25 protein-coding genes are annotated in these 25110 nt (G+C 71.4%); 10 read left to right on the top strand and 15 right to left on the bottom strand.

The annotated features are described in order from the left end of the window. Window positions 1-20: 20 nt before the first annotated feature. From ACTFTM_RS29440 to ACTFTM_RS29420, 5 genes are all read right to left on the bottom strand, one after another. Complete coding sequence (locus ACTFTM_RS29440; protein ID WP_449563570.1) at window positions 21-1400, bottom strand: GH1 family beta-glucosidase; 1380 nt, start codon at window positions 1398-1400, stop codon at window positions 21-23. After that, window positions 1397-2230 (bottom strand): carbohydrate ABC transporter permease, encoded by an 834-nt coding sequence (locus ACTFTM_RS29435; RefSeq protein WP_449563569.1) that lies wholly within the window; start codon window positions 2228-2230, stop codon window positions 1397-1399. The genes ACTFTM_RS29440 and ACTFTM_RS29435 overlap by 4 nt, the downstream gene beginning before the upstream one ends. Further along, the gene (locus ACTFTM_RS29430; protein ID WP_449563568.1) at window positions 2227-3216 is read right to left on the bottom strand and encodes a carbohydrate ABC transporter permease; all 990 of its coding nucleotides are present in this window, start codon (window positions 3214-3216) and stop codon (window positions 2227-2229) included. The genes ACTFTM_RS29435 and ACTFTM_RS29430 overlap by 4 nt, the downstream gene beginning before the upstream one ends. Window positions 3217-3286: 70 nt before the next feature. After that, entirely contained in the window at window positions 3287-4594 is a 1308-nt protein-coding gene (locus ACTFTM_RS29425; RefSeq protein WP_449563567.1) for an ABC transporter substrate-binding protein, read from the bottom strand. A 181-nt stretch (window positions 4595-4775) separates the two neighbouring features. Beyond that, entirely contained in the window at window positions 4776-5534 is a 759-nt protein-coding gene (locus ACTFTM_RS29420) for a maleylpyruvate isomerase family mycothiol-dependent enzyme (protein ID WP_449563566.1), read from the bottom strand. Window positions 5535-5603: 69 nt separating this feature from the next. Between ACTFTM_RS29420 and ACTFTM_RS29415 the strand changes: the two genes are divergently transcribed. After that, window positions 5604-6686: a UDP-N-acetylmuramate dehydrogenase gene (locus tag ACTFTM_RS29415; RefSeq protein WP_449563565.1), complete on the top strand. Its 1083-nt coding sequence runs from the start codon at window positions 5604-5606 to the stop codon at window positions 6684-6686. Window positions 6687-6818: 132 nt separating this feature from the next. Here the strand turns inward: ACTFTM_RS29415 and ACTFTM_RS29410 are convergent, their stop codons facing one another. Next, a complete protein-coding gene (locus ACTFTM_RS29410) occupies window positions 6819-7613 on the bottom strand; it encodes a class I SAM-dependent methyltransferase (protein ID WP_449563564.1) in 795 nt (264 codons plus the stop codon). A 17-nt stretch (window positions 7614-7630) separates the two neighbouring features. Next, window positions 7631-8395: an SDR family oxidoreductase gene (locus ACTFTM_RS29405; RefSeq protein ID WP_449563563.1), complete on the bottom strand. Its 765-nt coding sequence runs from the start codon at window positions 8393-8395 to the stop codon at window positions 7631-7633. Window positions 8396-8599: 204 nt separating this feature from the next. Here ACTFTM_RS29405 and mshA point away from each other — a divergent pair, with 204 nt between their 5' ends. From mshA to ACTFTM_RS29390, 3 genes are all read left to right on the top strand, one after another. Next, a complete protein-coding gene (gene mshA, locus ACTFTM_RS29400; protein ID WP_449563562.1) occupies window positions 8600-9964 on the top strand; it encodes a D-inositol-3-phosphate glycosyltransferase in 1365 nt (454 codons plus the stop codon). Window positions 9965-10019: 55 nt separating this feature from the next. Continuing rightward, window positions 10020-10541: a YbjN domain-containing protein gene (locus ACTFTM_RS29395; RefSeq protein WP_449563561.1), complete on the top strand. Its 522-nt coding sequence runs from the start codon at window positions 10020-10022 to the stop codon at window positions 10539-10541. A gap of 437 nt (window positions 10542-10978) precedes the next feature. Next, window positions 10979-11842, top strand: coding sequence for a hypothetical protein (locus ACTFTM_RS29390; RefSeq protein WP_449566766.1), 864 nt, complete (start codon window positions 10979-10981; stop codon window positions 11840-11842). A gap of 370 nt (window positions 11843-12212) precedes the next feature. Here ACTFTM_RS29390 and ACTFTM_RS29385 read toward each other — a convergent pair whose 3' ends face one another. Further along, on the bottom strand, window positions 12213-13475 hold the full coding sequence (locus ACTFTM_RS29385; protein WP_449563560.1) for an MFS transporter: 1263 nt from the start codon (window positions 13473-13475) through the stop codon (window positions 12213-12215). Window positions 13476-13553: 78 nt separating this feature from the next. Next, on the bottom strand, window positions 13554-14831 hold the full coding sequence (locus tag ACTFTM_RS29380; RefSeq protein ID WP_449563559.1) for an MDR family MFS transporter: 1278 nt from the start codon (window positions 14829-14831) through the stop codon (window positions 13554-13556). Between the two features lie 153 nt (window positions 14832-14984). Between ACTFTM_RS29380 and ACTFTM_RS29375 the strand changes: the two genes are divergently transcribed. Next, window positions 14985-15752 carry a phosphoglyceromutase gene (locus tag ACTFTM_RS29375; RefSeq protein WP_007465667.1) on the top strand — a complete coding sequence of 256 codons (768 nt, stop codon included), beginning with the start codon at window positions 14985-14987 and terminating at the stop codon, window positions 15750-15752. 55 nt (window positions 15753-15807) lie between these two features. On the opposite strand, the gene phoU is transcribed toward ACTFTM_RS29375, so the two are convergent. Next, window positions 15808-16461 carry a phosphate signaling complex protein PhoU gene (gene phoU, locus ACTFTM_RS29370; protein WP_449563558.1) on the bottom strand — a complete coding sequence of 218 codons (654 nt, stop codon included), beginning with the start codon at window positions 16459-16461 and terminating at the stop codon, window positions 15808-15810. A 203-nt stretch (window positions 16462-16664) separates the two neighbouring features. Between phoU and ACTFTM_RS29365 the strand changes: the two genes are divergently transcribed. Beyond that, entirely contained in the window at window positions 16665-17945 is a 1281-nt protein-coding gene (locus ACTFTM_RS29365; protein ID WP_449563557.1) for a sensor histidine kinase, read from the top strand. A gap of 23 nt (window positions 17946-17968) precedes the next feature. Beyond that, complete coding sequence (locus tag ACTFTM_RS29360) at window positions 17969-18652, top strand: response regulator transcription factor (RefSeq protein WP_039906992.1); 684 nt, start codon at window positions 17969-17971, stop codon at window positions 18650-18652. 61 nt (window positions 18653-18713) lie between these two features. On the opposite strand, the gene ACTFTM_RS29355 is transcribed toward ACTFTM_RS29360, so the two are convergent. Next, window positions 18714-19367, bottom strand: a complete 654-nt coding sequence (locus ACTFTM_RS29355; protein ID WP_449563556.1) for an NADPH-dependent F420 reductase — start codon at window positions 19365-19367, stop codon at window positions 18714-18716. A 319-nt stretch (window positions 19368-19686) separates the two neighbouring features. On the opposite strand from ACTFTM_RS29355, the gene ACTFTM_RS29350 reads away from it, so the two are divergent. After that, window positions 19687-20265, top strand: a complete 579-nt coding sequence (locus ACTFTM_RS29350) for a TetR/AcrR family transcriptional regulator (RefSeq protein WP_449563555.1) — start codon at window positions 19687-19689, stop codon at window positions 20263-20265. Window positions 20266-20300: 35 nt separating this feature from the next. Here the strand turns inward: ACTFTM_RS29350 and ACTFTM_RS29345 are convergent, their stop codons facing one another. After that, window positions 20301-21098 (bottom strand): hypothetical protein, encoded by a 798-nt coding sequence (locus tag ACTFTM_RS29345; RefSeq protein ID WP_449566765.1) that lies wholly within the window; start codon window positions 21096-21098, stop codon window positions 20301-20303. An 80-nt stretch (window positions 21099-21178) separates the two neighbouring features. Between ACTFTM_RS29345 and ACTFTM_RS29340 the strand changes: the two genes are divergently transcribed. Both ACTFTM_RS29340 and ACTFTM_RS29335 read left to right on the top strand, forming a co-directional pair. After that, the gene (locus ACTFTM_RS29340; protein ID WP_449563554.1) at window positions 21179-22123 is read left to right on the top strand and encodes a Ppx/GppA phosphatase family protein; all 945 of its coding nucleotides are present in this window, start codon (window positions 21179-21181) and stop codon (window positions 22121-22123) included. A gap of 74 nt (window positions 22124-22197) precedes the next feature. Beyond that, entirely contained in the window at window positions 22198-23004 is an 807-nt protein-coding gene (locus ACTFTM_RS29335) for a sugar phosphate isomerase/epimerase family protein (RefSeq protein WP_449563553.1), read from the top strand. Window positions 23005-23019: 15 nt separating this feature from the next. Here the strand turns inward: ACTFTM_RS29335 and ACTFTM_RS29330 are convergent, their stop codons facing one another. Genes ACTFTM_RS29330 through ACTFTM_RS29320 form a run of 3 tightly spaced genes read right to left on the bottom strand, consistent with a single transcriptional unit; the run spans window position 23020 to window position 25063 of the window. Continuing rightward, a complete protein-coding gene (locus tag ACTFTM_RS29330; RefSeq protein WP_449563552.1) occupies window positions 23020-23607 on the bottom strand; it encodes a CGNR zinc finger domain-containing protein in 588 nt (195 codons plus the stop codon). An 18-nt stretch (window positions 23608-23625) separates the two neighbouring features. Next, the gene (locus ACTFTM_RS29325; protein WP_449563551.1) at window positions 23626-24792 is read right to left on the bottom strand and encodes a glutathionylspermidine synthase family protein; all 1167 of its coding nucleotides are present in this window, start codon (window positions 24790-24792) and stop codon (window positions 23626-23628) included. A 1-nt stretch (window position 24793) separates the two neighbouring features. Further along, the gene (locus ACTFTM_RS29320) at window positions 24794-25063 is read right to left on the bottom strand and encodes a hypothetical protein (RefSeq protein WP_449563550.1); all 270 of its coding nucleotides are present in this window, start codon (window positions 25061-25063) and stop codon (window positions 24794-24796) included. Window positions 25064-25110 lie beyond the last annotated feature (47 nt).

Genomic DNA, 25110 nt, shown 5'->3' with positions numbered 1-25110 from the left:
CGTGACTGCCCCCCCGCTCGTCACAGCCCGTTCCGGGAGATCACCTCCTGGTACCACCGGGCGCTGGCCTTCGGTGTGCGCCGCTGGGTCAGGTAGTCGACGTGCACGATCCCGAACCGCTTGCGGTATCCCTCCGCCCACTCGAAGTTGTCCAACAATGACCATACGAGATAGCCGCGCAGATCAACGCCCCGGGAGATCGCCTCGTGGGCGGCCCGCAGGTGCCCGTCGAGGTAGGCGATCCGGTCGTTGTCGATCACCTGCCCCAGCCCTCCGGACGACTCGGCGCCGGCCTTGTCGGGGAACGCCGCGCCGTTCTCGGTGATCAGCAGGGGCACGCCGGGGTAGTCGGCGGCGATCCGTTCCAGCAGCCGCGTCAGCCCGGCCGGCTCGATCATCCAGCCCATGTCGGTGAGGGGTCCGCTGGGCGGCAGGAAGTGCACGGCGCCCTCGGTGCCCGGATACGCCCCGTTACCGTCGCCGTCGGGCCGCCCCGCCACGTAGGTGGGCGCGTAGTAGTTGAGGCCGAGCAGGTCGATCGGGGCCGCGATCACCTTCTCGTCGCCGTCGTGGATGAACGTCGGCTCGACGATGCGCGCCACGTGCTCGCGTACGTCGTCGGGGTATCCGCCGGCCAGCATCGGATCCAGGAAGATCCGGTTGTGCAGGCCGTCGACCAGCCGGACGGCGGCCGCGTCCGCCGCGCTCTGCGGGTCGGCCGGTCGTACATCCGCCGGGTTGATGGTGATGCCGACGCTGCGCGCGCCGGCCGCGCGCAGCGCCCGCGCGGCCAGGCCGTGCGCCAACAGCAGATGGTGTACGGCGGTGAAGGCCGCCGCCCCGTCCCGCTCACCGGGGGCGTGCACCCCGTTGCCGTACCCGAGGTACGCCGAGCACCAGGGCTCGTTGAGGGTGGTCCAGGTGTCGATCCGGTCGCCGAGGCGGGCGTGGACGGCGGTGGCGTACGTGGCGAAGTGCTCGGCGGTCTCCCGGTTGGTCCAGCCGCCCCGGTCCTGGAGGCTCTGCGGCAGGTCCCAGTGGTAGAGGGTGACGATCGGGTCGATGCCCCGGGCGAGCAGGGTGTCGGTGAGGCGGTCGTAGAAGTCCAGCCCGCGCGGGTTGACCGGGCCGCTGCCGTCGGGCTGGATCCGGGGCCACGCGACCGAGAACCGGTACGCCGCCAGGCCCAGTTCGGCCATCATCGCCACGTCGTCGGCGTACCGGTGGTAGTGGTCGCAGGCGACGTCACCGGTGTGGCCCTGGTACACCTTTCCCGGCGTACGGCAGAAGGTGTCCCAGATGGACGGACCGCGACCGTCGTCGCGGGCCGCGCCCTCGATCTGGTACGCGGCGGTGGCCGCTCCCCAGAGGAAGTGTTCGGGAAATCGGATCTCGTTCACGCCTTGACCGCACCTTCCATGATCCCGCCGATGATCTGGCGACCGAACAGCACGAAGACCAGCAACAGGGGCAGCGTCGCGATGGCCGTGCCGGTGAACACCTGTGACATGTCCTGGTAGTACCCGTCGGACAGCGCCCGCAGGGAGAGCTGAACGGTCGGATTGGCCGGGTCGTTCAACACAGCGTACGGCCACAGGAAGTCGTTCCAGGTGGTCATGAACGTGAGCAGACCGAGCACGGCGGCGGCCGGGCGCAGCGCCGGCAGCACGACGTGCCACCAGATGCGCGCGGTGCCGCAGCCGTCCATCCGGGCGGCCTCGATCAGCTCGTCGCTGATGGCCTGGCCGGCGTACTGCCGCATCATGAACACGCCGAACCCGGTGACCAGCACCGGCACGATGACCGCGGGCAGCCGGTCGTTCCACTGCAACTTCGTCATCAGCAGGTAGAGCGGGATCACGCCGAGCTGCGTCGGCACCATCATGGTCGCGATGATCACCAACAGCAGCGCGTTGCGGCCCCGGAAGCGCAGCTTGGCGAAGGCGAACCCGGCAAGGCTGGAGAAGAACACCACCGAGACGGTGACCGTGGTCGCCACGATCACCGAGTTGATCAGGCCGGTCAGGAAGTACGCGTCGGTGTTGTCGAACAGCCGGGCGATGTTGGCGCCCAGGTTGTTGCCCGGCGTGACCGGGGGCGGCAGCTGGCCCATGGCGTCGCTGGTACGACTGGCGACGACGAACATCCACCAGATCGGGAAGATCGACAGGGCGGCGGCGACCACCAGGGCGAAGTAGGTGAGCGGGCTGGCCCGCCAGAGCCGACTCATCGGGCACCCTTCCTGCCGGGGCCCGACCCGCCGAGGCGGCGCAGGACCAGCACGTTGACGGCCGCGACGACCGCGATGAGCGCGAAGAGCAGCCACGCCACCGCCGATCCGTATCCGAAGTTGTAGTGCGGCGCGAAGGCGTTCTCGAACATGTACATGGTCAGGGTCTGCGACTCGCGCAGCGGTCCGCCGCGGATCGGGTTGGTGCCGGAGTGGAACATCCGGGGCTCGGTGAAGAGCTGGAGGCCGCCGATGGTGGCGATGATGGTGCAGAAGATGATCGTCGGTTTGAGCAGCGGCACGGTGACCGACCAGAACTGTCGGGCCCGGCTCGCGCCGTCGATCGCCGCCGCCTCGTAGAGATCGCGGGGGATGGCCTGCATCGCGGCCAGGAGGATCAACGCGTTGTAGCCGGTCCACCGCCAGTCGACCATGGCGGAGATCGCCACCCAGGAGGCGATCCGGTTGGACTTCCACCCGATCGGGTCCAGCCCGACCAGGTCGAGCAGCCAGTTGACCATGCCGAAGTCGCGGCCGAAGAGCACCCCGAAGACGATCGCCACGGCGGCCGTGGAGGTGACGTTGGGGACGAGCACCGCCATCCGCCAGCCCGTACGCCCCCGCAACCCCCGGTTCAGCAGGTTGGCCAACCACAGGGCGGCGAGCAGCTGCGGCACGGTCGAGATCACGAAGATGCCCAGCGTGTTGACCAGCGCGTGCCAGAAGTCCACGTCGGCGAGCAGCCGGGTGTAGTTCTCCGCGCCGACGAACGGGTGCTCGCTGCCGAGCAGGTCCCAGTCGTGCAGTGAGACCCAGAAGGTGTACGCCAGCGGGTAGATCCCGAACACCGCGAAGAGCAGGAAGAACGGGGCGATGTAGAGGTACGGCGAGTAGCGGGTGTCGAGGCGGCTGAGCCGGCCCGACGATTGTCGGCGGGGTTTGGTCGCCGGTGCGACAGGCGGACGGGCGTCGAGCTGGACGGTCATGCCCGGAAACTCCTTTCCGTCGTGCGGGCGGCACCCCGGCTTCCGGGGCCCGCCCGCACGCTGGCTCGGGCTACTTGGCGGCGGCCTTCTTGGCGTTGGTCACCGCGTCCGTCCAGCCCTGCGCGGGGCTGCGCTGGCCCAGCTCCACGGTCCGTACGGCGTTCTCCACCTCGGTACGGACGGCCTGGTTCTTGGGGCCCATGTAGACCGGCTTCAGGCTCTTCGCGCCGGTCCCGAAGATCGCTCCGACGGGCGCGTCGGAGAAGTACGCGTTCGTCGACTGGGCGATCGCCGGGTCGTCGAGCGCCTGCGGCGACGACGGCAGCGGCCCCTTGGCCTTGAACGCGCCGATCTGACCCTTGGCGCTGGTCAGGAACTTGGCCAGCTCGATGGCCTCGGCCTGGTGCTTGCTCTGCTTCGGTACGGCGAGGTGCGAGCCTCCCCAGTTGCCGCCGTTGCCGGGAACCCGGGCGATGTCCCACTTGCCCTTGGCGGCCGGCCCGGCGTTGCCCTCGATGACCCCGGTCATCCACGCGGGGCAGGCGATGGTGGCGAACTTCGTCTGCTTGAAGGCGGACACCCACTCCTCGGACCACGAGCCGTACTTGCCGGAGAGGCCCGAGTCGATGATGTCCATCGTGGTGTCCCAGGCCTGCCGTACGGCCGGGTTGCTGTCGACCACGACGTTGCCGCTCGTGTCGTAGTAGCTGTAGCCGGTGGTGTTGCCGGCGGTCTGCAACAGGATCGTGTTGAAGGTGTTGGTGGCCGCGTCGAGGAAGGACGCGCCGGTCTTCGCGGCGACGAACTTCTCCCCGGTGGCGATGTAGTCCTGCCACGTGGGCCAGAGCTTCGACACCTCGTCCCGCTCGGTGGGCAGGCCGGCCTTTTCGAAGAGGTCCTTGCGGTAGCAGATGGCGATGCCGCCGACGTCGGTGCCGAGGCCGATGAGCTGCTTGCCGTCGGCGGTCAGGCCGGCGTTCCACTTCCACTCCAGGAAGTTGCCCTTGAGGTCGGCGGCGCCGTGGTCGAGCAGGTTGACGAAGTTGTTCGGATTCGCCTTGTACTCGACGAGCAGGCCCTCCTCGATGGCCACGATGTCGCCGGCGCCCCGGCCGGCGGCGAGCCACTGGGTCAGCTTCGGTGAGTACTCGTCGAGGTTGCTGCCGGTGCCCCGCTCGACGATCTTCACGTCGGGGTGTGCGGCCATGTACTCCTGGTAGAGCTGGTCGTAACCGAACTGGCCGAAGACGTCGACGGTCAGCGTGATCGGTCCGCCCGACTCGGCGTCGTCACCGCCGCCGCAGCCGGCGGTGACGAGCAGGGCGGTCGTTGCGGCGAGGGCCACCGCGGCGAGGCGGCGGCGCGGAAGGACAGCCATCGTATGGACCTCTCTCAGGGTGATGAGGTGGTGGCAGAAGGCCAAGAGAGCGCTCTCACGTCAGGGTGGTGGGTCGCCCGCGCACTGTCAAGAGAGCGCTCTCACGAATCTGTCCCGTTAAATACGACGAGGGCGTCACCCTCGGCGGGGTGACGCCCTCGTCACGTGCGGTGGAGCGGGATCAGCCGGTGCGCAGACCGTCCAGCAGCGCACGGTCGCCCGTGACGTCGAGCGTCTCGAAGCTGACCCGGCCCCAGAGCGCCAGCAGCAGGTCGCTCGCAGTGCCGCTGACCTGTGCACGGGCGTGGTGGTCGTCGTGGTCGAAGATCGTCGCCGTGTCGAGCAGCGCCACTCCCTGGCCACGCAGCCGCAGATACCACTCCTGGTCCGCGTCGGTCGCCGCGAGCTGGACCACCCCGTGCCAGTCGCCCTTCACCTGCCGCCGGCCGGCCGGCAACCACGTGTCCAGCACCTCGCTCACCCCGTCGGCGGCGAGCTTGGCCTCGACCGGCTCGCCGGCCGCGATGGCGAGCTGGGCGTCCCAGCGGTGCACCGCCGTCTCGTGTGCCATCCGGCGCGGCCAGAAACCGGCCTTCTTCGGCTGCGGGGCCCAGTTCCACGCCGGCGCCTCCGGGTCGAGCCCGTCGAACAGGGTCATCAACTGGTCGTACCCGTGCTGCCAGAGCTGGAGCGCGGTCACGCCGGACGGCGCCTCGGACGCCTCCCGGCGAGGTGGCGCCTCCGTGCTCCCGGATCCGGCGAACGAATAAACCCAGTGGTAGAGGCCCGCGAGGTGCAGGGTGAGATCATTGACCGTCCAGCCGGGACAGGACAGCACCGGTGTCTCCGGCGGTGCCTCGGCAACCGCCGCGGCGAACGCCGGACCCTCGGCCCGGAGCGCCCCAATCCAGAAATCCTTGCCGCCCTGCACTCTGCTCATCGCCATCCTCCCGGGGGTGCCGGGCCACCAGTGGGTGCCGCGGCTGCCCATCAGCCTAAGGTGAAAGACGTGTCAGACGCCTCCGCCCAGCCGACAACCGAAGCCGATCGTGCCATTCCGGGTCCCCTGGCGGACTACACCACGCTACGGATGGGCGGGCCGGCCGGGCGCATCGTTGCCGCGACCAGCGCCGACGAGATCATCCGGGCGGTTCGGGCCGCGGACGAGCCGATCCTCGTCCTGGCCGGCGGCAGCAATGTGGTGATCGGCGACGCCGGCTTCCCCGGCACGGTCGTGCTGGTGCGCTCGGGTGGCCTGCGGGTCCTCAGCCAGGACGCCGAGTTCGTCACCGTACGTGTCGAGGCCGGCGAGCCGTGGGACGACCTGGTCGCCACCACCGTCCGCAACGGCTGGTCCGGCCTGGAATGCCTCTCCGGCATCCCCGGCTCGACCGGCGCCACCCCGATCCAGAACGTCGGCGCGTACGGCCAGGAGGTCGCCGAGACGATCACCGGGGTCGAGGTGTACGACCGCCTCGACGGCACCCGCCAGACCGTCCCCGCCGCCGATTGCGGCTTCGCCTACCGAGGCAGCATCTTCAAGTACCAGGACCGGTGGGTCGTACTCTCGGTCGACTTCCGGCTCGCCCGCTCGCCGCTGTCCGGCCCGGTGCGCTACGCCGAACTGGCCCGGACGCTCGGCGTCGAGGTGGGCGACCAGGTGCCGCTGGCCGACGCACGCGACGCGGTGCTGCGACTGCGCGCCGGTAAGGGGATGGTGCTCGACGCCGCCGACCCGGACACTCGCTCGGTCGGCTCGTTCTTCACCAACCCCGTCCTCGACCAGGCGACGTACGAGCTGCTCCGCGAACGCGCCGCCGGGCTGGGCGAGCCTCCGGCCTGGCCCGGATCCGACGGCATGGTCAAGGTGAGCGCGGCCTGGCTGATCGACAAGGCGGGCTTCGCCAAGGGGCACCCCGGCCCCGGCGGCGTGGCCATCTCCGGCAAGCACACCCTCGCCCTCACCAACCGCAGCGGCACCGCCAGCACCGGCGACCTGCTGACGCTGGCCGACACCATCCGCGACGAGGTGCACGACCGCTTCGGCGTGACCCTGCACCCCGAACCAGTCCTGGTGAACTGCGCCCTCTAGCCCTCCGCCCTCCGCCCTCCGCCCCGCGATCTTGCGGTTTCGGTGGCGACATAAGCGGCGCAATGGTGCGCATCGTCAACCGAAAGTGCAAGATCGCGGCGGTTGGGCCAGATCGCGGCGGTTGGGCTGGGGTCAGGGCGCGAGACAGGGCCAGGGGAGGGTCAGCTCGCCCTGACGCCAGCGCCTCGGGGTGGACAGGACGGGCCAGCCCGCGGCCTTCAGGTGGGTCACCGCCTGCACCCAGCGTTGGCGGGGGCCGAACGTCGCGTACGGGGCCGCCGTCCGCCAGGCGTCCTCCAACGCCTGGATCAGGTCGTGGATGGCCTCGCCCGCAACGTTGCGGTGGATCAGCGCCTTGGGTAGCCGCTCGGCCAGCTCGGCGGGGCTGCCCAGCGTGGTGAGCTTCGCGGCCAGGGTCAACGTCCGAGGTCCGTCCGCGTCGATGAGCAGCCAGCTCGCCAGGCGGCCCAACTCGTCACAGGTGCCCTCGACGAGCACCCCACCGGGAGCGAGCGCGGCGGTCATCGTGCGCCAGGCGTCGGGCACGTCGCTCTCGTCGTACTGTCGCAGGACGTTGAACGCGCGGACCAGCACCGGCCGGAGCCCGGCCAGCTCGAAGCCACCCCGGGCGAAGGTCAGGCCGGGCGGGTCGGCGGCCGGCGTCGCGGCGGCCACCCGCGCCTGGTCGATCTCCAGCCCGACCAGCCGTACGTCCCGACGGACCCCCGCCGCCAGCCGGGCTCGCAGCTCCACGGCCGTGACCGGCGTCTCGCCGTAGCCCAGGTCCACCACCAGCGGATCGGCCGCAGCCCGCAGCCGTTCGGCGCACGTCGCCACGATCCAGTTGTCGACCCGGCGGAGCCGGTTCGGGTTGGTCGTGCCCCGGGTGACCACCCCGAGGGGTCGGCGTCGTGGAGCCCCGCTCATGCGTCCGGTCCCCGGGGTCAGGAGACCCGATGCACCTTGTGCTGTGCGGCCTGGGCCCGCGGCCGGACCACCAGCCGGTCGATGTTCACGTGCTCGGGGCGGGTGGCGCACCAGGCGATGCAGTCCGCCACGTCCTCGGCGACCAGCGGCCCGGGCACCCCGGCGTAGACGGCGGCGGCCCGCTCGGCGTCCCCCGCGAAGCGGACCAGCCCGAACTCGTCGGTCTTCACCATCCCCGGGTCGATCTCGATCACCCGCAGCGGCCGGCCGCACAGCTCCAGCCGGAGCGTGCCGGCGATGGCCGTCTGCGCGTGCTTCGCCGCCGTGTAGCCGCCGCCGCCCTCGTACACGGTCAGCCCGGCCGTGGAGGAGACCACCACGACGGTCCCCGAGCCGGACGCCTCCAGCGCCGGCAGCAGCGCCTGGGTCACCCGCAGCGTGCCGAGCACGTTCACGTCGTACATCCACTGCCAGTCGTCGAGCGAGCCGGACTCCACCGGGTCCAGGCCGCGCGCGCCGCCGGCGTTGTTGACCAGCAGGGTGACCGGCCCGGCCGCCTGCGCGGCGGCCTCGGCGAGCCCGGCCACCGACTCGTCCGAGGTGACGTCGCAGATCACTGCGGTGGCCTGCCCGCCCGCGGCGGTGATCTCGGCGACGAGATCGGCGAGACGGTCGGCGCGGCGGGCGGCGGCGAGCACGTGGAAGCCCTCGGCGGCGAGCCGTCGGGCGGTGGCCGCGCCGATCCCGCTGGACGCTCCGGTGACGATGGCGACAGAGGTCATCGGGTCATTGTCACCCGCGCCGCGCCGCCGATGCCGACCGGGCGTACGGCTGCGCCGGCGGCCGTCGGTGATGAGGTCCGTCACGCCGGGCCGCCGCGCCGACGCATTTCCGTAGCCCGATGGGGAAGATGACATCCGGCGTACAGGTTGACCGAGAAGCGCCGGTCGTGCGTGACGACATTAACCGTGACAGAAGGAGCGGACGTGGCGGAACTGCACACCGGCGTCGGTCGTCAGCGAGGTGCCCAGCCGTGGCCCCGGCCCCGCCGCATCGCCACCCTCTCCGTACACACGTCCCCCCTGCACCAGCCCGGAACGGGCGACGCCGGGGGGATGAACGTCTACATCCTGGAAGTCGCCCGGCGGCTCGCCGAGGCCGACGTCGAGGTGGAGATCTTCACCCGGGCCACGTCGGGCGACCTTCCCCCGGTCGTCGAGATGGCCCCCGGGGTGCAGGTCCGGCACATCACCTCCGGTCCGCTCGAAGGGCTGACCAAGGAGGAGCTGCCCGGCCAGCTCTGCGCGTTCACGGCCGGGGTGTTGCGGGCGGAGGCGTCCCGCCCGCCCGGGCACTACGACCTCATCCACTCCCACTACTGGCTCTCCGGCCAGGTCGGCTGGCTGGCCAAGGAGCGCTGGGGAGTGCCGCTGGTGCACACCGCCCACACCCTCGCGAAGGTCAAGAACGCCCAGCTCGCCGCCGACGACCGGCCGGAACCGAAGGCCCGCGTGATCGGCGAGGAGCAGGTGGTCGCCGAGGCGGACCGGTTGGTCGCCAACACCAGGGTCGAGGCCCGCGACCTCGTCGAGCGGTACGACGCGGACCCCGCCCACGTCGCCGTCGTGCAACCCGGCGTCGACCTGGACCGTTTCCGGCCCGCACCGAGTGACCGCCACCTGGCCGCCCGTGCCGCCCGCCGCCGGCTGGGGCTGCCGGTCGACGGCTACGTGGTGGCCTTCGTCGGTCGGATCCAGCCGCTCAAGGCGCCGGACGTGCTGATCCGCGCCGTCGCCGCGTTGCGCGAGCGTGACCCCGCCCTGGCCGACGAGCTGACCGTGGTGATCTGCGGCGGGCCCAGCGGCAGTGGCCTGGACCGGCCGACCGCCCTGATCGAGCTGGCCGCCACCCTCGGGGTCACCGACCGGGTCGTCTTCCTGCCACCACGTACCGGCGACGACCTGCCGGCCCTGTACCGGGCCGCCGACCTGGTCGCGGTGCCGTCCCACAACGAATCCTTCGGGCTCGTCGCCCTGGAGGCCCAGGCCTGCGGTACGCCGGTGCTGGCCGCCGCCGTCGGCGGGCTGGTCACCGCCGTACGGGACCACGTGAGCGGGATGCTGATCGACGGGCACGACCCGGTGGACTGGGCCCGTGCTCTCAGTCGCCTGCTGCCGGACAGCGCCCTGCGGGCCACGCTGTCCCGGGGCGCCGCGCGGCACGCCCGGAACTTCTCCTGGGACCGTACGGTGTCGGGTCTGCTCGACGTCTACGGCGAGGCGATCGCCGCGCGCCGGGCCCGGCTCGCCGCTGACCTGGCCTGCGATCCGGCTCTGTCCTGCTCCTGGTGACCAGGGCCGCTCGCCACCGGAGCGGGTACGCCGGGTCGGTCGTAGAGTGGGTCCGGTGAGCCCGAAGAGCGATCTTGCGACCCTCATCGAGTCGGTCTGCGCCGAGCGTGACCTGGCCTGGGAGTCGACCGGTCCCGGCGCGTACGCGGTGACCCTGCCGGGCACCCACAAGCTCAAGACGGTCTGCAACCTGATCGTCGGCGAGCACGCGCTGCGGATCGAGGCGTTCGTGATGCGCCAGCCCGACGAGCGCCGCGAGGAGCTGTGGGCGTGGCTGCTCCAGCGCAACGCCCGGATGTACGGCGTCTCCTTCTCCATCGACGCGGTCGGCGACGTCTACCTGACCGGGCGGGTCAATCCGGCCGGCGTGGACGCCGACGAGCTGGATCGGCTGCTCGGCTCGGTCCTCACCTACTCCGACGAGTCCTTCGACAGGATGCTGGAGATCGGCTTCGGCAGCTCGATCCGGCGCGAGTACGAGTGGCGCGTCAAGCGCGGCGAGTCGACGGCGAACCTGGCCGCCTTCGCCCACCTCTTCGAGCCCTCCACCCCAGCTGCCACCACCGACCCGGCCTGACGACCCGCGCCACCCCCCCATCTCCCGCGATCCTGCACTTTCTGTCGCGACAGAAGTGGCATAAGCGGTCGTATCGACAGCTGAATGTGCAAGATCGGCGGCGTTGTGGGGTGGGGCTGCGACACCCGCGAGGGTTCGGGTCGTTCCTGAGGGGTATGCCGCGGCGCGCGGTGCGGCACAGGGACCCCCGCGCGCCGAGGACGGAGTGTCGAGGAGCGGAGCGTCCCATGGCTCAGCGGAACAGCTCAGGTCGCGGCGGGACTGCGACCAGGACCAGACGACAGGCCGGCAACCAGACTCCGGGTACCCCGGGCGTCTCCGAGTCGGCGATCTCGCAGATGCGGGTGGACGACATCCGGGGGCAACTGCGCAAGCGCGGGGTCTCCGGTATTTCCGCGATGCGCAAGCCCGACCTGGTGAAACAGTTGGTGCGCTCGCTGCGTTCGGACGCCGGTGGCGCGGGTCGGCGCAGCACCGGGCCGGCCGGGCGGGCATCCGGCAGCAGGGCGTCGGCGGGTCGGGCCGCCGCGACGAAGAAGTCGGCGGCGCGGGCGGTGCCGAGTCGCGCGAAGGCCGCGCCCGCGAACAAGAGCGCCCCGGCGAAGCGAGCCGCCGCGAAGAAGACGGCCGCCGCGAAGAGAGCCACCCCGGCGCGGAAGACGGCGGCTGCGAAGAAGACGACGACCGCACGGACGTCGACGGCGGCCCGTAGGTCGGCCACCGTGAAGAAGACGACGGCGGCGAAGTCGACGGCCGCGCGTCGGACCTCCGCCACCGCTCGTACCGCGCCGGCGCGCAAGGCGCCCGCGAAGAAGTCTCCGGCCCGACCGGCCGCCAAGCGCGCGGCCCCGGCGAAACGCGCCACGGCGAAGAGCGCGGCTCCCGCGAAGCGGGCCACGGCAAGCCGGTCGACGGGTACGGCGGCCGGTGGGATCCGGACCGGGCGGGGCAGCGGACGGTCGGTCCGCAGCTCGCAGGTGATCGCGTCGATCGCCGACCGGCCGGAGCGGCCGGGCCGGAGTTTGATCACCGCGAATCACGAGGTGATCCAGCGGTGGGCGCGAGCGCGTGGCGCGAAGCCGGCGACCATCGCGGGTACCGAGCGGGAGGGTCGGGCCGGTGTTCTGACCTTCAACATTCCCGGATATCGGGAAAGCAGCCGGATTCGTGAGATCACCTGGGATGAGTGGTTCCACACATTCGATCTGCGCCGGCTCAATCTGATCTATCAGGAGCAGATGCGCGACGGTCGGCAGAGCAACTTCTTCCGGACCGAGTCACCCGATCGTGAGGACGGTTGAGGTGTTTGCGGGAATGCTCGACGGGTACCCGGCTGTTGCCAGAGACCGAGGCCAGAGCTGGGGATACTCGTCAGTTGTGACCGGCGAGACAGCCCATCTGGGTTGAATCCAGAATCCGGCCGAACTAGCTTTATTGCGCCGCACCGCGCTTGGAAACGTTCGGGGGAGCGGCGGATCGATCAGATCCGCGCACCAGGCGAGGTGCGAGGGGACGGGTGGATCAACCGTTGGGGGACGGTGCCCACCTGTTTGGACCGGCGGCGCGAGCGGGCGATGCTTACGGGGGTGAGTGTTGCCCGCCGCCGCCGGCCCCACCGGCGAGCGCCCACCACGACCTTCGGGACGTGGTGGGCGCTTTGCCGTCGTACGGTCAGCTTGTCGGGATCGCGTCTGCCGGCTCCCGGTCGGCGGCCCGGCGCAGCGCGTCAACGTGGCGCTCGCGGGTCGGCCCGGCCAACAGGTGGCCGACTGCGGCCAGCAGGCCCAATCCGCCCACGATCAGCCAGTGCCGGTCACCGAGGTACTGCAGGCTCACCCCGCCCAGCATGGGCGCGACGAACGCCGCGGCCGGGAACGTCAGATAGAAGACCGACTGGTACCGCGCCCGTAGGTCCGGCGGCGCGAGATCCGCGTTGATCTGGGCGTTGGGCGGGGCGGCGAGCATCGAGCCGACCGTCCAGACCACCGCCGCGCCCAGGTAGACCGCCAGCTCGTCGGCGACCGCGAGCACTCCGAAGCCGACCGCCAGCAGGGCGGTGGAGGCGGCCAGTACGACGGCCTTGCGGCGTCCGTCGATCAGGCGGGGCACGAACAGTTGCCCCAGCACGATCAGCGCGCCGCCGAGCGCCACGACCACGCCGTACGCCGACGGCCCGAGGCCGTCCGCTCGCATCGCCAGCGGCATGATCGTCGAGGTCTGCAGGGTCAGGACGGCCAGCACGAAGGTGAGCCCGACGAAGACCAGGAAGATCCGGTCCCTGAGTACGGTGAGCAGTCCGGGCCGGCGGGGCCGGCCGGCCGTCGGGTGGCTGGTCGGAGCGGCCCGTCGCAGGGTCTCCGGAACCTTCCAGCCGATGACGGCGGCGGCGGTCAGCGTGGCGCCCGCGTCGATGAGGAACAGCGCGGTGAAGCTCGCCTCGGCCACCAGCCCGGCGAGCAGCGAGGCGACCGCCATCCCGAGGTTCAACGCCCAGAACTCCAGGTTGAACGCGCGCGAGCGCCGGTCCGTGGGCACCACGTCGACGATCGCCGCCACCAACGCCGGGCCGGGCATGGAGTGCGCGACGCCGACCAGCGCGGCGAATGCCGCGATCAGCAGCAGAGGACGGCTGAAGGCCAGCGCCACCATCAGGGTGGCGGTGGCCAGGTGGGCGGCGAGCAGAGTCGACCGGCGACCCCACCGGTCGGCCAGCACGCCACCGAACAGCACGCCGACCGCCCCACCGGCGCCGTACGCCCCGACGACGGCGCCGGCCACCGCCGCGCTGGCGCCTCGGGCGTCGGTCAGGTAGAGCGACAGGAAGAGCATGGCGAACGCGCCCGCGCGGTTGATCAGCAGGCCCGCCCAGAGGTACCAGAAGGCGCCGGGGAGCCCGCCTGCGGTGTCGTGCCACCAGCGCCGCAGGGCGTGCATGCGACCTCCCGACAGTTCAGTTTCTTAACCGTTTCCTCGGAACGGTAGTCGGGCCTGCGCGCGGTGGTCGTACCGGACTCAGGCCGCGGTCCCGGCGGGCTGCGGCGAACGGGTGCCCACCGGCGCCGCGACCTCGGCGGCGTGCCGCAGCGCGGTGGCCCGCCGCTCGCGGGCGGGGCCGGACGCCAGGTGGGCCACCGCCGTCAGCACACCGATCGCGGCGCAGCCGAGCCACAGCGCCGCGTTACCGACGTGCTCACGGACCAGGCCGCCCAGGATGGGCGCGCTCGCCCCGGCGATCTGCCAGGAGAGGCCGAACACGCCCTGGTAGCGACCGCGCAGCTCGGCCGGGGACAGCTCGGCGATCAGCGTGGAGTTCGACGGCGAGTTCAGCATCTCGCCGACCGTCCAGATCAACACGGTCAGCCCGTAGAACCAGGCGCTGCCCGCGAACGCGGTCAGCCCGAACCCGACGCCCATCACCACGGCGGCGACGGCGAGCACCTGCGAGCGGTTGCGTCCCCGGATCAGGCGAGGCACGAAGAGCTGGCCGACGACGATGAGCAGACCGTTGAGGGCGATCACCGAGCCGTACGTGGCCGGGCTCAGGCCGGAGTCGCCCATGGCGATCGGCAGCATCGAGATGTGCTGGAGGAACACCAGCGCGGCGAACAGGTTCAGCGTCACGAAGCCGAGGAAGACCCGGTCGGTGAGGATCGTGCGCAGGGCGCCGCGCGGGGCGGTGGTCGCCGCGACGGTGAATCCGCCGTGGCGCGTCTCCGGCACCCGGACGAAGATGATCAGTGCGGTGATCAGCATCGTGCCCGCGTCGACCACGAACAGCAGCAGGTAATCGGCCTGCGCGGCGAGGCCGGCGAGGATGGCGGCGCAGGCGAAGCCGAGGTTGATGGCCCAGTAGTTGAGCGAGAAGGCGCGTAGCCGGTCCTTCGCCGGCACCACGTCGATCATCATGGCCCCGAACGCCGGCCGGGCGGCCTCGGCGAACATGCCGAGCAGCAGGGCGCCCAGCGCGACCGCCCAGAGGTCCCGGGCCAGCCCGAGGGCGAGCATCATGGTCGCCGCGCCGACATGCGCGGTGAGCAGCGTGGGCCGGCGGCCCCACCGGTCGGCCAGGGCCCCGCCGGCCGTGGTGCCGACCGCGCCGCCGACGCCCCAGAGACCGAGCACCAGGCCGGCCTGGGAGGGCGAGAAGCCACGTTCCTGGGTCAGGTAGATCGCGAGGAACACGAGGACGAACGAGCCGAGCCGATTGATCAGGGTCCCCGACCACAGGTACCAGAAGGTCCTCGGCAGTCCGCCGGTGGTGTCCCGGAACCAGCTCCGCATTGTCCGCACGTCGTGCCCCCGCTTACAAGTAATGACCGATCTGACTACCGCGCCTTACGACCCTAGTGCTGGCCGGATTCGCAGGTCACCCGCTTTTTCACGTGGTGGTCGTCACCACGGGTGCCCGCGTGTCCGCAACCCGGTTGAGGCAGGATGATCCGCATGACTGCGAGCGAGGGGCCCACCGTCGGGACGCTGGTCCTGCTGCGGCACGGCGAGAGTGACTGGAACGCCAAGAACCTCTTCACCGGCTGGGTGGACGTCGACCTGACCGAGAAGGGCGAGGGCGAGGCACGGCGCGGCGGCGAGCTGCTGCGCGAGCACAGCCTGCTGCCGGACGTCGTCCACACCAGCGTGATGCGCCGGGCGATCCGCACCGCCGAGCTGGCGCTCAACGCCGCCGACCGGCACTGGATCGCCGTGCGCCGGTCGTGGCGGCTCAACGAGCGCCACTACGGCGCCCTACAGGGCAAGAACAAGAAGCAGACCCTTGACGAGTACGGCGAGGAGCAGTTCATGCTCTGGCGGCGCTCGTACGACACCCCGCCGCCGCCCATCGCTGACGACGACGAGTGGTCGCAGGTGGGCGACCCGCGGTACGCGCTGCTGCCGACCGAGCTGATGCCGCGTACCGAGTGCCTCAAGGACGTCGTGGAGCGGATGCTCCCCTACTGGTACGACTCGATCGTGCCCGACATCCTGGCCGGCCGGACGGTGCTGGTGGCCGCGCACGGCAACTCGCTGCGCGCTCTGGTGAAGCACCTCGACCAGATCTCCGACGAGGCGATCGCCAAGCTGAACATCCCGACCGGCATCCCGCTGCGCTACGACCTGGACCCGCAGCTGCGCCCGCTCACCCTGGGCGGTACCTACCTCGACCCGACGGCAGCGAAGGAAGCCGCCGCCGCGGTCGCCAACCAGGGCCGCTGAGCGTCGCAGAAAAGAGGGCCCCGCGCCGGCGGGGCCCCCTTTCTCGTACGCCTGGTCAGTTGCCGGTCGGGCTGCTCTCCCCGGTGATCAGGTAGATGACGTGCTCGCCGGCGTTCACCGCGTGGTCGGCGAAACGCTCGTAAAAGCGGCCCAGCAGGGTGGCGTCGATCGCGGTCTCCACCCCGTACGGCCAGTCGTCGCCGAGCAGCACCGCGAACAGGCTCTTGTGCAGCTCGTCCATGGCGTCGTCGTCGCGGTCCAGCTCGGCGGCGAGGTCCACGTCGGGCTTCGCCAGCACGGATCCGATCTTCGCGGCCATCCGGTCGGCGATGTCGGACATCTCGGTGAAGACCGTCCGCAGCTCGGCCGGTACGGCGGGGGAGGGGTGCCGGCGCAGCGCGGTCTTCGCCACGTGCTCGGCGAGGTCGCCCATCCGCTCCAGATCCGCTGCCACGTGCAGCGCGGTGATCATCGCCCGGAGGTCGGAGGCGACCGGCGCCTGTCGGGCGAGCAGGTCACACACCCGCTCCTCGACGTGCCGGTAGAGGTCGTCGATCTCGGCGTCCCGCTCGATGACCGTCTCGGCGGCCTGCCGGTCGGCGGTGAGCAGGGCCCGGGTGGCCTGGCGCATGGCGGCGCGGATGCCCTCCGCCATGTCCACCAGCAGTTGGCTGACGATCTGAAGGTCGGCCCGGAACTCGTCGCGCATCATCACGTCCTGTGGTCGGTCGCCGCCGACGGGTGTCGGCGCAGGGGTTGAGCAGGTGCGACGCCAACGGTAGGGGGCGTTGACGGACCCCGGATGAACCACGGTGAACGACGCCAGACGTGGGGGTGAACACTTACAGAAGTGAGGGTGGTTCGTCCCGTTCTGTGTGGTAGCCAGGTTAACAATGACCCTACGATCGCCGGGTGGAGTGGGCGGTGGCGGTCGTGGTGGCCGTGGCGTTGGCGACCGGACTGGTCGCCGGTCTCGTGCTGCCCCGGTTCCTGCCGGCGCGCGGCAGCTCCACGTCGACGGGTAGCGCGAGCTCCCGCTGGAGCAGGGGGAGGCCCGCGATAGCCGACTTGCAGCAGGCCGGCCTCGGCCGTCGGACGATCGACTCGCTCCGGGCCGGTGTCGTGGTACTGGACGACGACGACGTCCCCGTCCTGATCAATCCGGCCGCCCGCGCGATGGGCCTCCTGCGCACCGGCAGCACACCGGGTTCGATCGCCGCGCACCCGTTGATCCGTACCCTCGCGGGCCAGGTGCGGCGCACCGGCGTGCGGCGCGAGATCGAGCTGGACCTGCCCCGCGGCCGCGACAGCGCGGGGGAGAATCCGCTGGGCGTGCACCTGCGGGCCATGGGTATCGGGAACGGCTTCATCGCCGTCGAGGCCGTCGACGTGACCGAGTCGCACCGGCTGACCCGGGTCCGGCGCGACTTCGTGGCGAACGTCAGCCACGAGCTGAAGACCCCGATCGGGGCGCTGCAACTGCTCGCCGAGGCGTTGCTGGACGCCACCGAGCCGGCCGACGCCGCGGCGCCCGACCTCTCCGAGGACCTGGTCGCCGCCCGTCGCTTCGCCGAACGGATCCAGCACGAGTCCACCCGGCTCGGCCGGCTGGTGCAGGAGCTGCTGGAGCTGACCCGGCTCCAGGGCGCCGAGCCGCAGCCGCCGCCGGAGCCGGTCGCGCTCGACTGGGTGATCGCCGAGGTGGTCGATCGCACGCGGACCACGGCTTCCGCTCGGGGCGTCGAGGTGACGGTCGACGGCGCACGTGGTCTCACCGCCTACGGCAGCGACAGTCAGCTCGCCACGGCCGTGGCGAACCTGGTCGAGAACGCCATCAACTACTCGGGCGAGGACACCACGGTGCGGGTCACCCTCCGCGGTGACAGCGAGCACGTCGAGATCGCGGTCGCCGACCAGGGCATCGGTATCGCCCCCACGGACGTGGACCGGATCTTCGAGCGGTTCTACCGGGCCGACCAGGCCCGCTCACGCGCCACCGGTGGCACCGGGCTCGGCCTGGCCATCGTGAAACACATCGCGAGCAACCATGGCGGTCGGGTGGAGGTGTCGAGCACTCTTGGCGGTGGGTCGACGTTCACCCTCCGGTTGCCCGCCAGCCCACCGGACGACCTCCTGGCGACACTGCCGCCGGTTGGGATCGAGGCCGGTCCGGCCGAGCTACGGCAGGTCTGACAGCAATGGAAAGGAAATCCCCGTTGAGCCGCGTTCTGGTGGTCGAGGACGAGGAGTCGTTCTCCGACGCCCTGTCGTACATGCTCCGTAAGGAGGGCTTCGAGGTATCGGTCGCCGCGACCGGAACCGACGCCCTCACCGAGTTCGACCGGACCGGCGCCGACATCGTGCTGCTCGACCTGATGTTGCCCGAGATGTCGGGGACCGAGGTGTGCCGGCAGCTCCGGCAGCGCTCGGCGGTGCCGATCATCATGGTCACCGCGAGGGACAGCGAGATCGACAAGGTGGTCGGCCTGGAGATCGGTGCCGACGACTACGTCACCAAGCCGTACTCGCCCCGGGAGTTGGTCGCCCGCATCCGGGCGGTGCTGCGACGGCAGAGCCCGGAGGTCGCCGAGGCGGGCGCTCCGACCCTGGCCGCCGGCCCGGTGCGGATGGACATCGAGCGGCACGTCGTGACCGTCGAGGGCGGAGCCGTGCAGCTGCCGCTCAAGGAGTTCGAGCTGCTGGAACTGCTGCTCCGGAACGCGGGCCGGGTGCTGACCCGTGGCCAGCTCATCGACCGGGTCTGGGGTGCCGACTACGTCGGTGACACCAAGACGCTGGACGTGCACGTCAAGCGGTTGCGTTCCAAGATCGAGCCGGAGCCGTCGGCGCCGCGGTTCATCGTCACCGTGCGGGGTCTGGGCTACAAGTTCGAGCCGTGATCGACCGATCCGAAGGGGGTCCACGCCGGGCGTGGACCCCCTTCGGGCTGTCGGCGTCCGCTCAGCGGACGACCTTTACGTTGAAGAGCGCGGTGTCGAGCCGGCCGTAGAGCCGCAGCCAGAGGGGCATCAGCATCTCGGTGCCCCGGGCGGTGGAGAGGTCACCGAGGTCGATCACGTCGGTGTGCCCGAAGCTGACGAGCAGGCCGGTGACGATCCGCTTCGCCTCGGCGTCGTCGCCGGAGACGAAGACGCTGTGGTCGCCGTCGGCCAGTTGGCGCGGACGCACCATCAGCTCGGCGGTGAGCGTGTTGAGTGACTTGACGACCTTGGCCTCCGGGAACTCCCGTTGGATCCGCTCGGCCAGGGACTCGCTGTCGTCCACGGTCAGCGTGGGCGGGAAGCCCGCGCCGAAGTCGAGCGGGTTGGCGATGTCGAGCAGGACCTTGCCCGCCAGGTTCGCCGCGCCGGCCGCGGTGAGTGCCGGCAGGGACCCGGTGCCACTGGTGGCGTTGACGACCAGCTCCGCCTCGGCCGCCGCCGCGGCCATGGTCTCCAGGCCGACCCCGGGGTGCTCGGCGGCCCAGGCGGCGTACGCGCCGGCCCGGGTGGCCGCGACATCCCGGGTCCCGATGGTGACCTGGTGGCCCAGCTCCGCCGTACGGGCCGCGATGGCCTGTCCCACCGAGCCGGTGCCGAGAACTGCGATGCGCATGTCGATCGATCCTCCACTCGGGCGCGGTGGCCTCGCGCCGCTTGCTCGCAGACTAACAGACAGGTCTGTCTATCTGCTGTCCCTGATGCGAACACCCCGGCACGACTGGCGCGACGCCCGGGCCAGGGTGGGGACTCTCCTGCGGCGCCTTTGGAGCTGATGCCGTAAACGAGTCATCCACTGATGACGCAAACGATTCAGCTCCAAAGGCATCTCCGACGCGTACCCCCCGCCGCTCCTCGACGAGCGTGCGGATGCGGCCGCAGACAGAGCTGTCTGTAAAATCGTGCCCGCCACCAGCAACGACGAGGGAGTACCGATGCCCGCGCACCGCACGCCGGCCGGCTCGGCCCGGGACCGGATCCTGGACACCGCGTTCCGACTGTTCTACGCGCACGGGCCACGCGGCGTGGGGGTGGACACGGTCATCGCCGAGTCGGGCGTGGCCAAGGCGACGCTCTACAAGCACTTCCCGCGCAAGGACGACCTGGTGCTGGCATACCTGGACCGGGTCGACCAGGCCTGGTTCGGCGCGCTACGGGCGGCGGCCCGCGATGCCGGTGACGAGCCGCGCGACCAGCTCGTCGGGATGTTCGACGCCCTCACCAGCGCCTGTCGCCGGGACGGCTACCACGGCTGCGCGTTCATCAACACGGCGGCCGAGTCGCCCGCCGGCGGTCCGGTGCACGCCCGGACGGTCGAGCACAAGACCGTCGTCCGGGCGTGGGTGACCGAGCTGGCCCGCAAGGCCGGCGCGGCGGACCCGGAGCTGCTCGGCCGGCAGCTCACCCTGCTGATCGACGGTGGGCTCGCCGGCGGCGTGCTGGACGGCGATCCGGCGATCGCCGAGGCGGCCCGGCAGAGCGCCCGCACCGTCGTCGACGCCGCCCTCGACTGACCCGGGCGGTCGAAACAGGCGCCCCCCAGGGCCGGCTAGAGATCGTCGGCGGGGTGGGGGGCGACCAGGCCCTGCCGCACCCGCGCCGCGCACAGCTCGGCCAGCCGCTCGTACGCGGCGGCGCCGATCAGTGCGGTCAGCTCCGGGCCGTACGACAGGTACATCGGCTCGGCCCCGACGTGCGCGTCGGTCGACGAGGTGCACCACCAGTCCAGGTCGTGCCCACCGGCGCCCCAGCCCCGCCGGTCGAACTCGGACAGGGTGGACACCAACACCTTGGTGTTGTCCGGACGTTTCACCCAGTCCTGGTCACGCCGGATGGGGAGCTGCCAGCAGACGTCCGGCTTGTATTCGAGCGGGTGCACACCGTCGCGCAGCGCCTGGGCGTGCAGTGCGCAGCCACCGCCACCGACGAAGTCGGCGTCGTTGAGGAAGACGCACGGCCCGTCGGCGCCCTGGGTGGCGGTGCGGCGGGCCGGGTTCTTGCCGTCGATCGTGTCCTCGTCGGTCCAGTTCTTGAACCCGCGCTGGAAGTGCTGCCAGGTCGACGGCGTGAGCAGCTTGACGGCACGGCGGACCCGCTTCTCGTCGTCCGAGTCCGTGAAGAACGCCCCGTGCGAGCAGCAGCCGTCGGCAGCCCGGCCGGCGATGATGCCGTGGCAGCCCCGGCCGAAGATGCAGGTCCAGCGGGAGAGCAGCCAGGTCAGGTCGGCCCGGATCAGGTGGGTCTCGTCCGCCGGGTCGGCGAACTCGATCCACTCCCGGGGAAAGTCCAGCGGCACCTCACGGCTGCGCGGGTCGCCCGGGTCGTCCACCAGCACGCGAAGCTCCATCGTCACCCGGACCAGCGTACGCGTGGTGCCGTCCGCAGGCCGGCGAGCCGCACGAACGTGTTGCGCCTAGGGTCTTCACCATGCGACTGGGTGTCCTCGACGTCGGATCCAACACGGTGCACCTGCTGGTGGTCGACGCGCATCACGGCGCGCACCCCTGGCCGGCGCACTCGGAGAAGGTCGTCCTGCGTCTCGCCGAGCAGATCGGCCCGGACGGGGCGTTGACCGAGGCGGGTGCGGACAGCCTGGTCAAGGCGGTCGGCATGGCCAGGGCGGCGGCCACCCGGCTGGAGGCCGACGACCTCATCGCGTTCGCCACCTCCGCGGTCCGCGACGCCACGAACGCGGCCGACGTGCTCGCCCGGGTCCGCGACGAGACCGGCGTACGCCTCGAGGTGCTCTCCGGCGCGGACGAGGCACGGATGACGTTCCTGGCGGTGCGACGCTGGTTCGGCTGGTCGGCGGGCCGTCTGCTGGTGCTCGACATCGGTGGCGGCTCCCTGGAGATCGCCGCCGGGATCGACGAGGACCCGGATGTCGCGGTCTCGTTGCCGCTCGGCGCCGGGCGACTCACCCGCGAGCGGCTACAGGTCGACCCGGCCAGCGTGACGCCGCCGTCCGCCGAGGCTGTCGACGCGCTGCGGGAGTACGTCGACGGCCGCCTGGACAAGGTGGTCGATGAGATGACCGAGGTGGGCTGGGACCGGGTGGCGGCCACCTCGAAGACCTTCCGCACCCTGGCGCGACTGGCCGGCGCGGCGCCGTCCGGCGCCGGCCTCTGGGTGCACCGCAGGCTGACCCGTGCCGGTCTGCGGCAGATCATCGGCTTCATCCGGCACATGACGCCCGCCCAGTTGATGGAGTTGGAGGGCGTCGGCGCGGGCCGGGCACACCAACTGTTGGCGGGCGCGGTGGTCGCCGAGGCGGCGATGCGCCGGCTCGACCTGGATGCGTTGGACATCTGCCCGTGGGCCCTGCGGGAGGGGGTCATCCTCCGTCGGCTCGATCAACTCGAACCGATGTGACCGGTCCCCGGCGGCGACGGGTTTGCCGGTGCTCGTCCTGATGACCCCGTGACAGCCGGGCTACGCTGGCTGGTGTGACGTCCCGAGTCCCCGTGCTCCTGTCCAGCTCGTCGGTCTTTCCCGAGCCGACGGCTGCGGCGTTCCAACTGGCCGCGGCTCTCGGCTACGACGGCGTCGAGGTGATGGTCTGGACCGACGTCGTCAGCCAGGACGCGGGCGCGTTGCGCGGCCTGTCGACGCACTACGGCGTTCCGGTCCTCTCGGTGCACGCGCCCTGCCTGCTGGTCACGCAGCGGGTGTGGAGCCCGGACCCGTGGCAGCGGCTGCGCAGGGCGGCCGAGCTGGCCGAGACGCTCGGGGCGCCGACGGTGGTGGTGCATCCGCCGTTCACCTGGCAGCGCGACTACGCACGCGGGTTCGCCGAGGGGCTGGCCAGAGTCGAGGAGCGGTTCTCCGGGCTCCGCTTCGCGGTGGAGAACATGTACCCGGTACGCATGGCCGGCCGGCAGTTCGTCCCGTACGTCCCCGGCTGGGACCCCACCGACACCGGCTACCCGTCGTACACCCTGGATCTTTCACACTGCGCGGCCTCGCACAGCGACCCCCTCGCGATGGCCGACCGGATGGGCGCGGGGCTTGCCCACGTGCACCTGGGCGACGGCACCGGCGAGGGCCGCGACGAACACCTGGTGCCCGGGCGCGGCACCCAGCCCTGCGGGGAGCTGCTCTCCTCGCTGGCCGGCCGGGGTTTCACCGGCGCGGTGGCCGTCGAGGTGGCGACCCGGGGCGCGAAGAGCCGCGCGGTGCGCGAGGCCGACCTGCGGACCGCGCTCGAATTCGCCCGCGAGCACCTCACCGCGCCGTCACCGGTCGACGTCTGACGCCGGCCGCCGGGGTCAGCTGACTGGGGTCAGCGATTCGACGGTCGAGGTCGGCTGCGCGGCGACCGTCGCCTGCTCGCCGACCGCGGCCCGCTTGCGCGCCCGGTGCGCCGCCACGTGCGAGCGGGTGGCGCAGCGCTCGGAGCAGAACCGTCGGCAGCAGTTCGAGGACGTGTCCAGGTAGACGTTGCCGCACCGCTCGTCGGCGCAGACCCCGAAGCGGGCGCTGCCGTACTCGCAGAGCCACACGGACAGCCCCCAGACCGCGCCGGCCAGGTATTCGGCGCTGACCGACGCGCCACGGCTGGTCACGTGCATGTGCCAGTCGCTGGAGTCGTGCCCGGAGATGCGCGGCTGGACGGGGAACGCCTCCAGCAGCGCGTTCAGCTCGTTCACCGCCTGGGCGTCGCGGCCCGAGGTGCCGTACTCGAAGACGTCGCGCAACCGCTTCTGAGCCCGCCGGAAGATCGCGACGTCCCGGTCGGCGACCTCGTCGCGCATCCAGGCGTTGTCGTCGGGGAAGAGGGCCCGCAGGTCGTCGAGGTCGTCCAGGCGGGCGTTGACCAGGTCAACGCCGGTCCGGGCGTACGCGTCGAAGTTCACACCCCAACGGTAGACGACTCACGGGGTGCGCGGCGCGTCGATGTAGTGCGGCAGGAACCGCGCGTAGCCGTCGGTGATCAGACTGGCGCTCTCGCGGACCCCCAGTCCGGCCGACTCGCCGTCCACGATCCAGCTACCCAACACCGTCCGGTTGCCGTCGAACTGCGGCAGAGCCCGGAACTCCTGGTAGCACCACCCCTCGTCGCCGTAGATCCCCGGGTTGGTGATCTCCTCGCCCGCGGTGACGATGCGTACCGAGCCGCCCTCCCGGCCGAGCAGGGGCTTGGCAACGTACTCGGGCATGCCGCGCGGCGAGTCCAGGTACGCCGGCAGCAGGTACTCGTGACCGGGGTACAGCTCCCAGAGGATCGCCAGCAACGCCTTGTTGGACAGCAGCAGCTTCCAGGCCGGCTCGATCCACGTGGTCGGGGTGCCCGGGGCCAGCGCGGGCGGCCCGTACGGCTCGGCGAGCATCCACTCCCACGGGTAGAGCTTGAAGCAGGTGGTCACCGGGCGGTCGGCGGCGTCGACGAAGCGCCGGCCGTCCCAACCGATCTCCTGGATGGGTTGCAGCTCGACGTCCAGGCCGGCCTGCCGGGCGGTCTCGGCGAGGTAGCCGGCGGTCATGTGGTCCTCGCCCGACTCCTCCTCGTTCGACCAGAGCACGTGCACCCGGGGGTCGTGCAGTCCGGCGCCGATCTTGGCCCACGCGCCGACCAGCCGCTCGTGCAGGCTGTTCCACTGGTCCAGGTCGGGGCGGGTCTGCTCCAGCCAGTACCACTGGATGATGCTCGCCTCGACCAGCGCCGTCGGGGTGTCCGCGTTGTACTCCAGCATCTTCGGCGGCCAGGTGCCGTCGTACGCCAGGTCGAAGCGTCCGTAGAGGCTGGGCGGCGCCTCGCGCAGGGACCGCGCCACCGCGTCGGTGGCCCACTCCGGGATGCCGAACTCGGCGTACCGGCGCTGCGCCACCACGCGCTCGGCGGCGGCCACGCACATCCGGTGCAGCTCCTCGGTGGCGTCCTCCAGCCGCAGCACCTCGTCGAGGTCGAAGGCGTACGCGGCGGTCTCGTCCCAGTACGACATGACGCCGCCGTCGGGCAGTTCGGTGTCGACGTAGACCAGCCCCTGCGCCCGGATCGTGGCGTCCCAGTCGGGCCGGGGAGTCACGGACTCGCGGCGCACGTCAGCCGCCGCAGGACGCGAGGTGGGTGCCGAACCCGCCGCGCTCGGGCAGGGCGGCGGTCGTCGGCTCACCGCCGGTCCGCCCCGCGGTGGGGGCGGACACCCGCATCGCCAGCGCGACCGTGTCGCCGCCACCGACCGGCCCGAGAGCGCAGTCGTCATCGTCGTCGTCGGAGGTCATGTTGCAGCCGGAGAGGGCGAGCGCGAGAGCGGTGAGCGCGCCGAGTTGCACGGAGGCCGACCGGAGCCGGCGGCGGGGGCTTTGGTCCACGGCATCGTTGTAGCCGATCCACGCCAACGCCGCAGCCCCAGCCGCCG

The organism is Micromonospora sp. RB23 (assembly GCF_053585025.1).
This window is presented reverse-complemented; position numbering and strand designations above follow the sequence as displayed.

Bases quoted from the DNA above. Each gene is read 5' to 3' on its own strand.
- phoU (WP_449563558.1), bottom strand. From the start codon at position 16,461: ATGCGCGACGAGTTCCGGGCCGACCTTCAGATCGTCAGCCAACTGCTG.
- ACTFTM_RS29405 (WP_449563563.1), bottom strand. From the start codon at position 8,395: ATGACCTCTGTCGCCATCGTCACCGGAGCGTCCAGCGGGATCGGCGCG.
- ACTFTM_RS29345 (WP_449566765.1), bottom strand. From the start codon at position 21,098: ATGGAGCTTCGCGTGCTGGTGGACGACCCGGGCGACCCGCGCAGCCGT.
- ACTFTM_RS29435 (WP_449563569.1), bottom strand. From the start codon at position 2,230: ATGAGTCGGCTCTGGCGGGCCAGCCCGCTCACCTACTTCGCCCTGGTG.
- ACTFTM_RS29355 (WP_449563556.1), bottom strand. From the start codon at position 19,367: ATGCGCATCGCAGTTCTCGGCACCGGCTCGGTGGGACAGGCCATCGCG.
- ACTFTM_RS29425 (WP_449563567.1), bottom strand. From the start codon at position 4,594: ATGGCTGTCCTTCCGCGCCGCCGCCTCGCCGCGGTGGCCCTCGCCGCA.
- ACTFTM_RS29350 (WP_449563555.1), top strand. From the start codon at position 19,687: ATGCCCGCGCACCGCACGCCGGCCGGCTCGGCCCGGGACCGGATCCTG.
- ACTFTM_RS29430 (WP_449563568.1), bottom strand. From the start codon at position 3,216: ATGACCGTCCAGCTCGACGCCCGTCCGCCTGTCGCACCGGCGACCAAA.
- ACTFTM_RS29375 (WP_007465667.1), top strand. From the start codon at position 14,985: ATGACTGCGAGCGAGGGGCCCACCGTCGGGACGCTGGTCCTGCTGCGG.
- ACTFTM_RS29340 (WP_449563554.1), top strand. From the start codon at position 21,179: ATGCGACTGGGTGTCCTCGACGTCGGATCCAACACGGTGCACCTGCTG.
- ACTFTM_RS29385 (WP_449563560.1), bottom strand. From the start codon at position 13,475: ATGCACGCCCTGCGGCGCTGGTGGCACGACACCGCAGGCGGGCTCCCC.
- ACTFTM_RS29420 (WP_449563566.1), bottom strand. From the start codon at position 5,534: ATGAGCAGAGTGCAGGGCGGCAAGGATTTCTGGATTGGGGCGCTCCGG.
- ACTFTM_RS29410 (WP_449563564.1), bottom strand. From the start codon at position 7,613: ATGAGCGGGGCTCCACGACGCCGACCCCTCGGGGTGGTCACCCGGGGC.